General features: G+C 50.1%; 13 protein-coding genes and 1 pseudogene. 9 read left to right on the top strand and 5 right to left on the bottom strand.

Features of this window, described 5'->3' with window-relative positions; genetic code table 11:
- Positions 1 to 538: 538 nt before the first annotated feature.
- The 9 genes from gyrA (at position 539) to pyrF (ending at position 11,431) form a co-directional block, all read left to right on the top strand.
- Positions 539 to 3,208, top strand: a complete 2,670-nt coding sequence (gyrA, locus tag BZJ17_RS13545) for a DNA topoisomerase (ATP-hydrolyzing) subunit A (protein WP_077641078.1) — start codon at positions 539 to 541, stop codon at positions 3,206 to 3,208.
- Between the two features lie 182 nt (positions 3,209 to 3,390).
- Positions 3,391 to 4,473 carry a 3-phosphoserine/phosphohydroxythreonine transaminase gene (serC, locus tag BZJ17_RS13540; protein ID WP_077641077.1) on the top strand — a complete coding sequence of 361 codons (1,083 nt, stop codon included), beginning with the start codon at positions 3,391 to 3,393 and terminating at the stop codon, positions 4,471 to 4,473.
- A 141-nt stretch (positions 4,474 to 4,614) separates the two neighbouring features.
- The gene (aroA, locus tag BZJ17_RS13535; protein WP_077641076.1) at positions 4,615 to 5,898 is read left to right on the top strand and encodes a 3-phosphoshikimate 1-carboxyvinyltransferase; all 1,284 of its coding nucleotides are present in this window, start codon (positions 4,615 to 4,617) and stop codon (positions 5,896 to 5,898) included.
- Between the two features lie 158 nt (positions 5,899 to 6,056).
- Positions 6,057 to 6,740, top strand: coding sequence for a (d)CMP kinase (gene cmk, locus BZJ17_RS13530; protein ID WP_069588873.1), 684 nt, complete (start codon positions 6,057 to 6,059; stop codon positions 6,738 to 6,740).
- 102 nt (positions 6,741 to 6,842) lie between these two features.
- Positions 6,843 to 8,513, top strand: coding sequence for a 30S ribosomal protein S1 (rpsA, locus tag BZJ17_RS13525; protein WP_069588938.1), 1,671 nt, complete (start codon positions 6,843 to 6,845; stop codon positions 8,511 to 8,513).
- Between the two features lie 72 nt (positions 8,514 to 8,585).
- On the top strand, positions 8,586 to 8,870 hold the full coding sequence (ihfB, locus tag BZJ17_RS13520) for an integration host factor subunit beta (protein WP_069588875.1): 285 nt from the start codon (positions 8,586 to 8,588) through the stop codon (positions 8,868 to 8,870).
- A gap of 288 nt (positions 8,871 to 9,158) precedes the next feature.
- Positions 9,159 to 9,446 carry a lipopolysaccharide assembly protein LapA domain-containing protein gene (locus tag BZJ17_RS13515; protein WP_069588877.1) on the top strand — a complete coding sequence of 96 codons (288 nt, stop codon included), beginning with the start codon at positions 9,159 to 9,161 and terminating at the stop codon, positions 9,444 to 9,446.
- 3 nt (positions 9,447 to 9,449) lie between these two features.
- Complete coding sequence (lapB, locus tag BZJ17_RS13510) at positions 9,450 to 10,619, top strand: lipopolysaccharide assembly protein LapB (RefSeq protein WP_069588879.1); 1,170 nt, start codon at positions 9,450 to 9,452, stop codon at positions 10,617 to 10,619.
- Positions 10,620 to 10,735: 116 nt separating this feature from the next.
- Positions 10,736 to 11,431 carry an orotidine-5'-phosphate decarboxylase gene (pyrF, locus tag BZJ17_RS13505; protein WP_077641075.1) on the top strand — a complete coding sequence of 232 codons (696 nt, stop codon included), beginning with the start codon at positions 10,736 to 10,738 and terminating at the stop codon, positions 11,429 to 11,431.
- 74 nt (positions 11,432 to 11,505) lie between these two features.
- Here the strand turns inward: pyrF and BZJ17_RS13500 are convergent, their stop codons facing one another.
- From BZJ17_RS13500 to BZJ17_RS13480, 5 genes and pseudogenes are all read right to left on the bottom strand, one after another.
- Complete coding sequence (locus BZJ17_RS13500; protein WP_077641074.1) at positions 11,506 to 12,321, bottom strand: ATP-binding cassette domain-containing protein; 816 nt, start codon at positions 12,319 to 12,321, stop codon at positions 11,506 to 11,508.
- Positions 12,305 to 13,312, bottom strand: a complete 1,008-nt coding sequence (locus BZJ17_RS13495; protein ID WP_069588884.1) for an oligopeptide/dipeptide ABC transporter ATP-binding protein — start codon at positions 13,310 to 13,312, stop codon at positions 12,305 to 12,307. Before BZJ17_RS13495 ends, BZJ17_RS13500 begins: the two co-directional genes overlap by 17 nt.
- Positions 13,312 to 14,199: a putrescine export ABC transporter permease SapC gene (gene sapC, locus BZJ17_RS13490; RefSeq protein ID WP_069588887.1), complete on the bottom strand. Its 888-nt coding sequence runs from the start codon at positions 14,197 to 14,199 to the stop codon at positions 13,312 to 13,314. Before sapC ends, BZJ17_RS13495 begins: the two co-directional genes overlap by 1 nt.
- Complete coding sequence (locus tag BZJ17_RS13485; RefSeq protein WP_069588888.1) at positions 14,186 to 15,148, bottom strand: ABC transporter permease subunit; 963 nt, start codon at positions 15,146 to 15,148, stop codon at positions 14,186 to 14,188. Before BZJ17_RS13485 ends, sapC begins: the two co-directional genes overlap by 14 nt.
- Positions 15,148 to 15,566: pseudogene (locus BZJ17_RS13480) on the bottom strand (ABC transporter substrate-binding protein); the annotation flags it as partial. The pseudogene BZJ17_RS13480 and the gene BZJ17_RS13485, both read right to left, overlap by 1 nt.

Raw genomic sequence — 15,566 nt, 5'->3', positions numbered from 1 at the left:
CCAAGTGTCGGTGAGCGATAAACGCGGCTCGCCAGCCCGGCCGCGTGATAGTGGTTACAAGGTTGCAGTCATCATTGCACTGACAGCAATGATGCACGCTAACATGTATTTACCGGCAATCAAGCACATTCCGATAGCATTCACGATACGAGTCAGCATGCTGCCTACTCCTTAGTCGAACGTGTCGACAACAATCCTTTCTACGCGTCGTATGTCACGCGTTCTCACGATTTAAGTATGGGCCAAGATGGCTGAAATGACAGCAAACAGGAAGCGATAAAGGGTGAAGATGACGCTGCTATACGGTAAATAGAAAAAGTAAATAAGCGCTGAGGACGTTTCTGGGCTTTTATTTTTAATTCTTGATAGCCAGACACGGAAGTGATGGGTTTTTACCCGCATAGACGCGTTGAGAGGCTTTTCTAACGAGATCTATGATACATCTTAGCCATATTCACGTGTCTAGCGAGTGGCTTTGTGTTATCCTCCGTGGTCACGTATTTGAATACGCAAACATTATTTGAGGGATGTTGGCTCCATGAGCGATCTTGCTAAAGAGATCACGCCAGTCAATATCGAAGAGGAGCTGAAAAGCTCGTATCTCGACTATGCAATGTCTGTCATTGTTGGCCGAGCTCTTCCTGACGTGCGTGATGGCCTAAAGCCAGTACACCGCCGCGTTTTATTCGCGATGAATGTACTTGGCAACGACTGGAACAAGCCATATAAAAAATCGGCCCGTGTGGTCGGTGACGTAATCGGTAAATACCACCCACACGGTGATAGCGCGGTTTACGACACTATTGTTCGTATGGCGCAGCCTTTCTCACTGCGTTATATGTTGGTGGATGGCCAAGGTAACTTTGGCTCCATTGATGGTGACTCGGCCGCGGCGATGCGTTACACCGAAGTGCGCATGGCAAAAATTGCCCATGAGCTCCTCGCGGATCTAGACAAAGAAACAGTGGACTACGTACCTAACTATGACGGTACGGAGCAAATCCCTGATGTATTACCGACGCGCGTGCCTAACTTGTTAGTGAATGGCGCTTCTGGTATCGCGGTGGGGATGGCAACCAACATCCCACCTCACAACATCACCGAAGTGATCAACGGCTGTCTGGCGTATATCGATAACGAAGATATCACCATCGATGAGCTGATGGAGCACATTCCGGGGCCTGATTTCCCGACCGCGGCGATGATCAACGGCCGTAAAGGCATCGAAGATGCTTATAAGACCGGTCGCGGCAAAATCTATCTACGTGCGAAGGCGGAGATCGAAGCGGATAAACATGGTAAAGAAACCATTGTTGTCAATGAGATCCCGTATCAAGTTAACAAAGCGCGCCTGATTGAAAAGATTGCTGAGCTTGTCAAAGATAAAAAAATTGAAGGCATTTCAGCGCTGCGTGACGAGTCAGATAAAGACGGGATGCGGATTGTGATCGAATGTCGCCGCGACGCGGTGGCAGAAGTCGTTCTCAACAACCTGTATGCCCAGACTCAGTTGCAAACGTCGTTTGGTATCAACATGGTGGCGCTGGATAACAACCAGCCAAAACTCTTCAACCTCAAAGGGATGTTGGAGTGTTTTGTCAATCACCGCCGTGAAGTGGTCACTCGTCGTACTGTGTATGAATTACGCAAAGCGCGTGAGCGTGCACACATCCTTGAAGGTCTAGCGGTTGCACTGGCTAACATCGATGAAGTGATCGAGCTTATTCGCCGAGCGCCGACCCCAGCAGTTGCCAAACAAGAGCTACAAGCACAAGGCTGGAGCTTAGGTGGCGTGTCTGCCATGTTGGAAGCGGCGGGTGTTGATTCTGCTCGCCCTGAGTGGTTAGCGCCTGAGTTTGGTGCACGTGATGACGGTTCCTACTATCTGACTGAGCAACAAGCGCAAGCGATTCTGGATTTGCGTTTGCATAAGCTGACTGGGCTCGAGCACGACAAGATCCTTGATGAATACAAATCGCTGCTGGAACAAATTGCTGAATTAATGCATATCTTGGCCAGCACCGAGCGTTTGATGGAAGTGATCCGCGAAGAGCTTGAGGCGATTCGTGATAGTTATGGCGATAAGCGCCTGACTGAGATCACGGCGGCAAGCGCTGACATTGATATCGAAGATCTGATCAACGAAGAAGATGTCATCGTGACATGGTCACACGAGGGATATGTGAAATATCAAGCCTTGAGTGACTATGAAGCGCAGCGTCGCGGTGGTAAAGGTAAATCAGCCACGCGCATGAAAGATGAAGATTTCATTGAGCGTCTGTTGGTAGCGAATACGCACGACACTATCTTGTGCTTCTCGACACGTGGCCGTATGTACTGGTTGAAAGTGTATCAACTGCCACATGCGTCGCGTAACGCACGCGGTAAACCGATCGTCAACTTGCTGCCATTGGAAGACGACGAGCGGATCACCACTATTCTGCCGGTTCGTGAATATGCAGAAGACAAATACGTCTTCATGGCCACTGCGCACGGCACCGTGAAGAAAACCCCGCTGACTGACTTTAGCCGTCCACGCAGCGCGGGCATTATTGCCGTGAACCTACGTGAAGGTGATAGTCTTATTGGCGCGCAGCTGACTGATGATAACAGCGAAGTCATGCTGTTCTCACAATTCGGTAAAGTGGTGCGCTTTGTAGCGTCTAACGAGACAGTACGAGCAATGGGCCGTACCGCGGCAGGTGTCCGCGGGATTCAGCTCGCAGAGAAAGACCAAGTCGTTTCCCTGATTGTGCCGCAGTCGGATGGTGACATCCTGACGGTGACGGAGAACGGCTTTGGTAAACGCACGGCGCTGGAAGAGTATCCAACGAAGAGCCGTGCGACCAAGGGTGTGGTCTCGATTAAAGTCTCTGAGCGGAATGGTGACGTTGTCGGTGCCATCCAGGTCTGCACCGGTGATGAACTGATGTTAATCACCAATGCCGGTACCCTGGTACGTACCCGCGCGGAAGAAGTTAGCCAAGTGGGCCGTAATACCCAAGGCGTACGACTGATCCGCGTCAGTGATGATGAAAAAGTGGTTGGTCTTCAGCGTATCGAAGAACCGGATGAAGAGGAAATGGAAGCACTGGCTAACGAAGCGGCGGCAAATGCCACTGTAACCAGTGACGCACCAGCCTCTGAGACCAGCTCTGAGGACAATGATGACACACCGAGTGAGACGGATAGCGATCAAGACGCTTAAGTCCTCGTGTTGCAATCATAAAACAATAAAAGGGTGCAGTGATCTGCGCCCTTTTTTACGCGCTATATTTCCAAAGCCCATGCAAACGTGTTAAATCAATAGCTACGCCTTTCAACGATGTATCTTCGTCATAACGTGAGATACGTCTTGCAGATAAAAAACAGCAGGAGCCCCTCCACAACATGGACAAGGTATACAATTTTTCTGCCGGACCCGCGATGCTTCCCCGCGAGGTAATGCTAAAAGCACAAAAAGAATTCACCAATTGGAACGGTCTTGGCACCTCGGTGATGGAAATCTCTCATCGCAGTAAAGAGTTTTTAGCCATTGCTCGTCAATCAGAGCAAGATTTACGTGAACTACTGGTGATCCCAGACAATTATCACATTCTCTTTTGCCAAGGTGGCGCACGCGCTCAGTTTGCGGCGGTACCCATGAACTTACTGGGTAACAACACCATTGCTGACTATGTCGATGGCGGTTACTGGGCGACGAGTGCCGTCAAAGAGGCCAAGCGCTACTGCACTCCCAATGTCATCAATGTGACTCGCGAGCGTGATGGTAAACGCGCTATCCTGCCGGCAAACGAGTGGTTGTTAAGTGATGATGCCGCATATGTGCATTTTTGCCCCAATGAAACCATTGATGGGATTGAAATCACGGATCTGCCGGAAACCAACAAACCCATCGTGGCAGATATGTCATCGAACATTCTCTCTCGCCCGATAGATGTGTCCAAGTATGGCGTGATCTATGCGGGGGCGCAGAAGAATATCGGTCCGGCGGGGCTGACCTTGGTGATTGTGCGTGATGATTTATTACACCTTGCTAAAGATGTGTTGCCGAGTGTGTTGAACTACAAAGTCTTGGCCGAAAAAGAATCCATGTTCAATACACCACCCACCTTTGCTTGGTATCTGGCAGCAGAAGTCTTTAAATGGCTGAAAAAGAGAGGGGGAGTTGAGGCTATTTATGCGCACAATCAGCAAAAAGCGGCGCTGTTGTACGATTGCATCGATAACTCTTCTTTCTATCGCAACGATGTTCACCCAGATAATCGCTCACTGATGAATGTGCCCTTCCAACTCGCTAACAGTGAGCTGGACGACACCTTCCTCGCCGAAGCGATGGAGCATGGATTGCACGCGCTGAAAGGGCATCGAGATGTCGGAGGAATGCGCGCGTCAATCTATAATGCAATGTCCCTTGAAGGGGTTCAGGCATTAGTCGACTTCATGGTGAAGTTTGAGAAAAAATACGCCTAACACGGTGTAAAACGGTTTGCGTCCCAGCCGCTTTTTGCGTCTGGGACGTTTTTGTTTCTACTTTGATAAAAATAATAATTGTGAGATGGCTTGTATTTTGGTTACTCTGGTTGCACAAAGCATCACGGAAATTAAACCAGAATGGAGCAACTGACACTTTCCCCGATCTCTCATATCGATGGTCACATTAACCTTCCCGGCTCAAAGAGTGTATCTAATCGCGCTTTACTGCTGGCCGCGCTAGCATCCGGTGCGACGCGCTTAACCAACCTGCTCAACAGTGACGATGTGCGTCATATGCTCAATGCATTTACTGACTTAGGCGTGTCTTATCAGCTGTCTGACGATCGCACTGAGTGTGTTGTGGAAGGGTTGGGACAAGCCTTCCATACCCAAGCGCCACTGGAGCTGTTTTTAGGCAATGCGGGTACGGCCATGCGTCCATTAACGGCCGCGCTGTGTTTGGGTGAAGGTGAGATCACTCTAACCGGTGAGCCGCGCATGAAAGAGCGTCCCATTGGCCACCTTGTTGAGGCACTCAATGCCATAGGGGCAGAGGTTCGCTATTTAGAGAGCGAGGGCTACCCACCATTACATATTAAAGGCACGGGGCTCGCTGGCGGCGATGTCAGTATCGATGGCAGTATTTCTAGCCAGTTCTTAACCGCCCTGTTGATGGCCGCGCCGTTAGCGCGTGAAGAAACGCGGATCACCATTAAAGGCGACTTGGTATCGAAACCCTACATTGATATTACCTTGGCGATCATGGCCCAGTTTGGCGTCGAGGTACATAACGATAACTATCAGCGGTTTGTGGTTCCGGCGGGACAACGCTATCAATCGCCAGGCCATCTGATGGTAGAAGGCGATGCGTCATCGGCTTCTTACTTCCTCGCGGCTGCGGCCATTAAAGGCGGTGCCGTGAAGGTCACCGGTATTGGTCGTCATAGTGTGCAAGGTGACATCCAATTTGCCGATGCGTTAGCGGCAATGGGCGCTGACATCGAGTGGGGTGATGATTACGTCATTGCACGCAAAGGAAAGCTTCATGGTGTGGACATGGACTTCAACCACATTCCTGACGCGGCCATGACTATTGGGGTAGCGGCGCTGTTTGCCAAAGGCCCCACGCGTATTCGTAACGTTTACAATTGGCGAGTAAAAGAAACCGATCGCTTACATGCGATGGCAACCGAATTGAAAAAAGTGGGGGCGGTGGTCGAAGAGGGAGATGATTACCTGTACATTGAACCGCCTCAGCAGCTCACTCATGCGGCGATCGATACCTATGACGATCACCGGATGGCGATGTGCTTCTCGCTGGTGGCGTTGAGCGACACGCCAGTTACCATTAATGACCCGGGTTGTACGTCAAAAACGTTCCCAGACTACTTTGAAAAACTCGCGGCCATTAGTCAGTCTTGAATATCCCACCGCCATACGTACGGATAAACTGACGGTGGCGGTGATTTCCTCCTCGCTTTCTTCTATAATAAGCGCCGATTTATCGGCGTTGCTTCCCTTTGTATGAGGGCGCTTGGATAGCGCAACGTCGACGCACTCAACCAAATGTGGAGAGATTTATGCCGACACAGGCGCCTGTTATTACAGTAGATGGCCCAAGTGGTGCAGGAAAAGGAACCTTATGTATGCGACTGGCAGAAAAACTGCAGTGGCATTTGTTGGATTCTGGCGCGATATACCGTGTATTGGCATTGGCTGCGATTCACCATGATGTGGACACCACCTCAGAAGATGCATTAGTGCCATTGGCTGCTAACCTAGATGTACAGTTCATCGCCGAAGGTGAGCTGGTAAAAGTGATTCTGGAAGGCGAAGACGTTTCCGCGACGCTACGTACCGAACAAGTCGGCAATCAGGCGTCAAAAGTTGCCGCGTTACCGCGTGTGCGTGAAGCATTGTTGCGTCGTCAACGCGCGTTTGCCGGCGAGCCGGGATTGATTGCTGATGGCCGTGATATGGGCACCGTGGTCTTTCCGCAGGCCGAAGTGAAAATATTCTTAGATGCCAGTGCACAAGAGCGTGCCCGCCGCCGTCAGCAGCAGTTGCAAGAAAAGGGGGTTAATGTTACCTTTGACCGCCTTTTAAGTGAAATTCAAGAGCGTGATGACCGTGACCGCAACCGAGCGGTGGCACCATTACGCCCCGCGCCAGATGCATTGGTGCTAGATTCAACCTCACTGTCAATTGACGAGGTGATCGAGCAAGCGCTGGCGTTTATTGAAAGCAAATTATCGGCTGCATAAGCAGTCTATAACCGTTAGCTGCAAGGATGATGGCTAACATATTTAACAACCCCATGCGGTAGGATACCCGTGGACGTTTATCAAATTGAAGATTTAAATATAATGACTGAATCTTTTGCTCAACTCTTTGAAGAGTCTCTAAAAGAAATCGAAACTCGCCCAGGTTCTATTGTTAAGGGTACTGTTGTTGCTATCGAGAACGGTTTCGTTCTGGTTGACGCAGGCCTGAAATCTGAATCTGCTATCCCAGCTGACCAATTCAAGAACGCTGCTGGCGAACTTGAAATTGAAGTTGGCGGTCAAGTAGACGTAGCCCTGGACGCAGTGGAAGACGGTTTCGGTGAAACTCAGCTTTCTCGTGAGAAAGCTAAGCGTCACGAAGCTTGGATCCAGCTAGAGAAAGCGTACGAAGAAGCTGAAACCGTGATGGGTATCATCAACGGTAAAGTGAAAGGTGGTTTCACCGTAGAACTGAACGGCATCCGTGCGTTCCTACCGGGTTCACTGGTTGACGTTCGTCCAGTACGTGACACTTCTCACCTGGAAGGCAAAGAGCTCGAGTTCAAAGTAATCAAGCTTGACCAGAAGCGCAACAACGTTGTTGTTTCTCGTCGTGCGGTTATCGAGTCAGAAAACAGCGTTGAGCGTGACGAGCTGCTAGCTTCTCTGCAAGAAGGCATGGAAGTTAAAGGTATCGTTAAGAACCTGACTGACTACGGTGCGTTCGTTGATCTGGGCGGCGTTGACGGCCTGCTTCACATCACTGACATGGCGTGGAAGCGCGTTAAGCACCCATCAGAAATCGTTAATGTTGGTGACGAAATCAACGTTAAAGTTCTGAAGTTTGACCGTGAGCGCACTCGCGTATCACTAGGCCTGAAGCAACTGGGTGAAGATCCATGGGTAGCAATTGCTAACCGTTACCCAGAAGGTCACAAGCTGACTGGTCGCGTAACCAACCTAACTGACTACGGCTGCTTCGTTGAAATCGAAGAAGGCGTTGAAGGTCTGGTACACGTGTCTGAAATGGACTGGACCAACAAAAACATCCACCCATCTAAAGTGGTTAACGTGGGTGACGAAGTTGAAGTTATGGTTCTGGACATCGACGAAGAGCGTCGTCGCATCAGCCTAGGTCTGAAACAGTGTAAAGCCAACCCATGGCAGCAATTCGCTGAAACTCAGAACAAAGGCGATCGTGTAACTGGTAAGATCAAGTCAATCACTGACTTCGGTATCTTCATCGGTCTAGACGGCGGCATCGACGGTCTGGTTCACCTGTCTGACATCTCTTGGAACGTGGCTGGCGAAGAAGCCGTTCGCGAATACAAGAAAGGTGACGAGATCTCTGCAGTGGTTCTTCAGGTTGATGCTGAGCGTGAGCGTATCTCACTGGGCATCAAGCAAATGGAAGAAGACCCATTCAACAACTATCTGGCAGCCAACAAAAAAGGTGCTATCGTTAACGGTACAGTGACTGCTGTTGACGCGAAAGGCGCAACTGTTGAGCTAGCAGAAGGTGTTGAAGGTTACCTGCGCGCTTCTGAAGCGGCTCGTGATCGTGTTGAAGACGCGACTCAAGTACTTGCTGTTGGTGACAGTGTTGAAGCGAAGTTCACCGGTGTTGACCGTAAGAACCGCGTTCTGAACCTGTCTGTACGTCTGAAAGACGAAGCTGACGAGCAAGAAGCAATGGCTAGCCTGAACAAAGCCGAAGAAGGCGCGTTCGGTAACGCTATGGCTGACGCGTTCAAAGCAGCGAAGAGCGAATAATGCACAATAAGAGGGGGAAATTTTCCCTCTCTGCATTTATACTGTTGAGAAACATACTAAAGCGGGGTGTTTATGACCAAATCTGAGTTGATTGAAAGGCTCTGTAGTCAGCAAACCCATCTATCTGCAAAGCAGGTAGAGGATGCCATCAAGGAAATCCTTGAGCACATGGCGACCACACTCGAGAGCGGTGACCGCATCGAGATCCGTGGTTTTGGTAGTTTCTCACTGCATTATCGTGCGCCTCGTGTGGGGCGTAATCCTAAAACGGGCGAAAAAGTGGAATTGGACGGTAAGTACGTTCCGCATTTTAAACCGGGTAAGGAACTTCGCGATCGCGTTAACATTTACAGTTAAGCGATGTGCGCTGAAAAAAACGGCATGCTGTAGGTGTGCCGTTTTTTTATGTCTATCGATCATAGCTTGCGTGATGAATTTCCTGCATAATCATACCTCCTGTGTAAGATCTCGTACCAGTCATCACAAGGTCAGGCGCCGGATGTTACGCCTTGATACAAGCACACCTTTAATACGGTGCGCAGCTTGGCTTAACTCACAGGAACTATCACAGTGACAGATGCCTCGCATCTGGCAGGTTTATCATGATTGATGGGGCGCTAGGCCTTTCGCAATGAGGGAATACTTGTGAAAATACTCGGCATTCTGTTTCTGGTGTTATGCTTTTTGATCACCTTGGCGCTGGGAGCGCAAAACCAAGAAGTGATTAACTTTAACTATCTTATCGCGCAAGGTGAATTTAAGCTGTCAGTCATCTTGGGCATTGTCTTTGTCATTGGCTTTGGCATAGGCTGGCTGGTATGTGGAGCGCTGTACCTCAAAGCACGCTTAACGGCGCGAGGATTGCGTAAGCAGGTAGAGAAACAACGCAAAGAACTTGATAAATTGCGTACGGACCCGCTTAAGGAACATTAATTCATGCTAGAGCTGTTGTTTCTGTTATTACCAATAGCGGCCGGTTACGGCTGGTATATGGGTAACAGGAATGCTCGTCATCGACGGCAAGAACAGTCACATCATCTGTCTCGTCAGTATGTCACGGGACTCAATCTACTGCTGTCTGAGCAGTCGGATAAAGCGGTCGATCTCTTTATTGAACTGCTCCAAGTCGATAATGAAACGATTGATACTCACCTCGCGTTGGGTAACCTGTTTCGCTCTCGCGGCGAAGTCGACAGAGCGATCCGCATTCACCAAAACCTCATTGCTCGTCCTAACCTGACCCTCGACCAACGTAATCTCGCCATGCAACAGTTGGCGAAAGACTACATGGTAGCGGGCTTTTTCGACCGCGCAGAGAAAATCTTTGTCAAATTGGTCGATGAGCCTGACTATAAAGAGTTTGCACTGCAACAGCTTTTGGCGATTTTCCAGCAAACACGTGAGTGGGAACAAGCGATAGACACTGCGGCCAAACTGGTTAAATTGGGTAAGAGCAAACTGCGCAAAGACATTGCTCACTTTCACTGTGAGTTAGCGATGCAGCAGATGGGTGAGGGGAATGAGCACAAAGCCCGACAACTGCTACGTCGCGCCCTGTCCTATGATAAAGGCTGTGTCAGAGCCAGCCTGATGCTAGCCAAGCTTGATATTCAGCACGAGGACTACAAAGGGGCGATTAAGCAGCTGGAAAACATTCTCGAGCAAGATGCTGATTTTGTCAGCGAGGCTTTACCGCTTCTCGCGCAAAGTTATCGCGCCTTGGGACGCGAAATGCAGCTTGTCCGTTTCTTAAAAGAATGTATTGAGAAAAAAGCCGGTGTCAGCGCTGAACTGATGCTTTCAGAGGTGATCAGTGCCAATGAGAACCTCGCGATGGCACAAAGCTTCCTGACCCGCCAACTAACCCGTAACCCGACCATGCGTGGTTTCCACAAGCTGATGGAATACCATGTGGAACAGGCGGAAGAGGGGCGCGCGAAAGCCAGCCTCAATACCCTTAAAGACCTTGTTGCAGAACAGATTAAAGTTAAGCCGCATTACCGTTGTCGTAAGTGTGGCTTTTCCACCCATGCGCTTTATTGGCAATGCCCCTCATGTAAAAACTGGGGAGCGATTAAGCCAATTCGGGGCTTGGATGGGGAATAATGGCGATGCAGTGGCATCGCCGTTTTTTTATCTTGCTGTCACCGCGAATGGCTGCGACAGCTGGGGAGCACGCGGAGTGCGAGAATAACAACCTTGTGAAGGAATCAGGAGCAATAATGCAAGACCCGAAAGTCATCGTCGCCTTAGATTATGCAGACATGAATCAAGCATTGGCCTTTGTGGATAAAATTGAGCTGGGCTCGTGTCGTTTAAAAGTGGGCAAAGAAATGTTCACCTTATTTGGGCCTGCATTGGTTAAACAATTACACGCATACGGTCATGATGTCTTTCTTGACCTGAAGTTTCACGATATTCCGAACACGTGTGCGAAAGCGGTTGCGGCCGCGGCAGAGCTAGGGGTATGGATGGTGAACGTTCATGCCTCAGGCGGTGAGCGGATGATGAGTGCAGCACGTGAGGCGCTTGAGCCATATGGCGGCAACCGTCCATTGCTTATCGGCGTTACCGTATTGACCAGCATGACGGACGCGGATTTGCGCCAAAGTGGGGTACAACGCTCACCACAAGCGCAGGTACAGCACCTTGCCAAGCTGACGCAACAGTCGGGATTGGATGGTGTGGTGTGTTCAGCGCAAGAAGCCAGTTTGCTGAAAGCCCAGTGTGGCGATGCCTTTAAGTTGGTGACGCCCGGGATCCGACCTGTGGGCAGTGCGGCTGGTGATCAGCGCCGAATTATGACCCCAGAACAAGCTGTTGCAGCGGGTTCCGACTACTTAGTGATTGGGCGTCCGATTACACAAGCCGATGACCCGGCGGCCGTCCTTGCACAAATCAATCAAAGTTTAGCGTAACATCAGGCGCAAAACTGCTTGAGATAATAAAGGCCACATGTGTGGCCTTTATCGTGACTGGATCAGCGATAAGGCTAGGTACGCGTCGACGCAGATTTACGCGAGCGTCTATCGAGGATGGGCGCAGTAAAGTGACTATCGATCAGACGCTGGGTCAATGTATGCTGAGGATTGGCGAATAAGGACTCTGTGCTACCTGACTCGACCACTTCCCCTTTTTGCATCACCATCACCTTGTCGGTGACATGCTTAATCACGCCCATATGTTGAGACACGTAAACATAGGACAGTCCCATCTCTTCTTGGAGCTCGAGTAGCAAGTTGATGATCTGTGAGCGCATTGACATATCTAACCCGTTCAAGGCTTCATCGGCCACAATTACACTCGGTTGCAAGATTAACGCACGTGCCAGCGACACGCGCTGCTTTTGCCCCGTTGCGAGCATTTGCGGGTAAAAGTAGGCATGCTCAGGTAACAGACCCACTCGCAGCAGGGTTTCTTTAACGCGCTTGCCTCGCTCTTGCGGCGTCATATTGGTATTTCGTCTCAGCGGTCCTTCAAGAATTTGCCCGATCTGGTTTCTTGGATTGAGTGAGGTATTGGGATCTTGAAAGATCATGCGAATGAGCTTGCAGCGGGTTTGGTAATCTTTGAACGTCAGCTCTTCACCATTGACCCGAATCTGCCCCGATGTCGGTTCGATCACGCCTGCAATCATACGTGCTAGGGTCGATTTTCCCGAGCCATTTTCCCCTACAAAAGCGATGGTTTCGCCGACTTCTAGCTGGAAAGAAACGGGCTTCACCGCATGGGTGACGCGTTTTCTTAGCCAGCCAGTGCGGTGGTAATAATCTTTGCTTAACCCGTCGACTTCAAGAAGAGCGGTCATTTTTATTCTCCATATTCAATGGGAAGTGGCAGGCAAATTTATGGTTTTTGATTTTCTGTGTATGCGGCACTTCAACACATTTACGTTGCGCGTAAGGGCACCGAGGTCCCAAGCGACAACCAATCGGTAAGTGCTGTAACGGAGGAATCGAGCCCGGTAATGTTTCCAATTTACTTTTATGGGGAATATCTTGGCTGAAATCGGGCATCGCACGCAGCAAAGCATCCGTGTAGGGATGATGCGGTGTGGTAAGTATTTGCTCACGGTTGCCTGATTCAACCGATTGGCCGCAATACATCACGGTAATACGATCCGCCCACTGTGTTACTAAGGTTAAGTCGTGACTGATCAGCAAAATGGTGGTGTTAGAAAGCTGATTGGTACGACTGAGTAACCGGAAAATCTGCGATTGAGTGATAGGATCGAGGTCGTTAGTTGGCTCATCAGCGATCAACAGGCGAGGGCGGTTGGCAATCGCCATCGCAATCATCACTTTCTGGCATTCCCCATCGGTGAGCTCATAAGGATAGCTGTCCATCACCCGTTTATGATCTTTGATGCCCACTTTATGCAATAAGGCAATCGAGTGCTGTTTGCGCCAGTTTAAACGTTGCCACCAGCTACCTGAAAACGAGGCAGGCGGAATGGCCTCTTCCAGCTGATGCCCGACGACTTCAGAGGGGTCTAAACAGGTCGAGGGCTCTTGAAAGATCATCGCAATGTCTTTACCGACCACATGACGACGTTCTCGTGCTGGAAGCTCAAGTAGATCGATATTACCTAATCGTAACCGGTCGGCGCTCACATGCCAGCTATCTTTGGTAACCCCACAAATGGCTTTGGCGACCAAACTTTTTCCTGAGCCAGACTCTCCCACTAAGCCACGGATCTCTCCGTCATTGATGGTTAGGCTCATACGGTCAACCGCTTTCACCATCCCTTGCGGGGTGTCGATTTCAATGGTCAGGTGACGAATATCTAATAACGGCATTATTCTGTTCCTGCGTTGATAGCTTGGCTGACCCCTTCACCGACAAGGTTAACAACCAAAACGCTAAACGCAATGGCCATTCCCGGGAGTGTGACTGTCCAAGGCGCGGTAAAAATGAGTTCGACCGAATCACCCAGCATCGCGCCCCATTCCGGTGCGGGTGGCTGGGCGCCGAGGCCCAAAAAGCCTAATGCTGCAATATCAAGAATGGCGACGGAAATTGCTCGGGTCATTTCAGTGCTCAGCACCACCGCCATATTCGGGAAAATGGAGTGATAGAGCAGGTAAAAGTCGTTGGCACCATCAAGGCGCGCGGCAATGATGTAGTCTTTCTCTATCTCATTGTGTACGGCGGTATACACCGCACGAATAATACGAGGGATCAGAGAGAGCCAGACTGCAAGTAGTACCTGCATTTCTCCCACCCCTAAAAAAGCGACCACAATGATGGCAAGCAACAGCGAAGGAATCGAGAGGATGCTGTCGAGAATATGGTTCAAAAAGCTCGACTTTAGCCCCTTCGTCATGCCGGCTAGCACCCCAATGCCCACACCGACAATACCCGCGCCAATTGCCACCATCAGCGCATAGCCAAAGGTTAAACGTGAGCCGGCGATCAGGCGAGAGAGCATATCGCGGGTCAGATCGTCTGTGCCCAAGAAGTATTCAATTTGACCCGACTGCACCCAAGACGGCGCCATCAACAGATGACCGGTTTGATGCTGTGGGCTCCAAGGCGCTAATAAGGGAGCGAATATCGTCACCAAGATCAAGCCGACAAGGCACCAAAAACCAATCACGGCCAGCTTGTTACGACGAAATGCCGCCCACGATCGCTCGAGCTGGGTGGGAATATGCTGCTCGACATAGACATTATTTGAGGGCATACCATTCCTTCCTTACCAGAGGGTTCATAAACGCACCCACAACATCTGAAATGATATTTATCAGTAACACAAAGCCACCAATCACCAGAACGCCAGCTTGAACAGACGCGTAGTCTTTTGCGATCAGGGCATCTAATAGCCAACGACCAATTCCCGGCCAGTTAAATACCGACTCCACAATGATCACGAAGGTGACCATGGTTGATACCAATAAACCAAAATTAGGAATTATGGGTGGAATGGCGTTTTTCATGCCATGACGCAACACGATCTCGGTTTTAGACAGGCCCTTAGTCGCGGCGGCTTTGATGTAATTTTGGCTCATCACATGCGCCATCGAGTTGCGCACCATTTTGATGATTTCCGTGGTAGGCACTACCGCCAGTGTCAGCGTGGGCAAGGCGAGATGACGCATGATATCAGTGGCGACTTTGCCTTGAAGCGGTAAATCCGACAGCCATAAATCCACCAACGCAAAGCCGGTAATATGAGGGATCTCATACAAAAGATTATAGCGCCCAGACACAGGAAACCACTGTAAGTCGAGCGAAAACAGCATGATAAACAAAATAGCCAGCCAGAAGGTGGGAATTGAAAAAACCACCACAGCGAGCGAGGAGATCAGCTTATCTGTTGGCCCTTGACTGCGCAGGCCCGCTAAGGTGCCGAGTGGCACGCCAACCACAAAGCTTATCACCAATGCAGCAAGGCATAGCTCCAAGGTGGCTGGGGCGACATGCGCAAGGGTGACCATTACCGGCTCGCCGTTAGCGGCCATGCCTAAATGCCCCTCCACTAATTGGCGTAGGTAATATAACCAGCCAATCCAGTAATCAAAGCCATGCCACACTGAGTCAGGCGCCAACAGCATAATGTTGTAGCCAACCAAGGTGAGGATCACTAAGGTGATGAGGAACAGGTTGAGGCGTCGTAAGGTATAAATCAGCATTAGCGCCCCCGAGATACGTCAGAAAAGCTGTCGGCGCCAAATGGCGTCATGGTTAAGCCTTTTAGGCTTGCGTCACGCACTTGATGTTGAATGCCATGCGCTAAAGGTACGACGGGCATACGACGATTTAGAATGGTTTGTGCTTCGATATACAAGGCTTTGCGTGCCTCTGTATCTTCTGTCGCAATCGCTTCATTGAGTTTTTGATCAAAGTAGCGGTTGCACCAGTTTGACATATTCCAGCCAGTAAACTTTGCATTGCATGTCAGTAGTGGACGCAAAAAGGTGTCTGGATCGCCATTGTCTGCCACCCAGCCGGTCAGCACCATGTCATGCGCATCATCGCCTTCGCGAATAGCCACGCGGTTGACTGTTTTCTCCGGAATGATATTGACGCGAATACCAATCGCCCCTAAAT

The organism is Salinivibrio sp. IB574 (assembly GCF_001996205.1).
In the GTDB taxonomy this organism is placed as follows: domain Bacteria; phylum Pseudomonadota; class Gammaproteobacteria; order Enterobacterales; family Vibrionaceae; genus Salinivibrio; species Salinivibrio proteolyticus.
The sequence above is the reverse complement of the archived record's forward strand: the minus strand, read 5'-3'. Positions and strand labels throughout refer to the sequence as shown.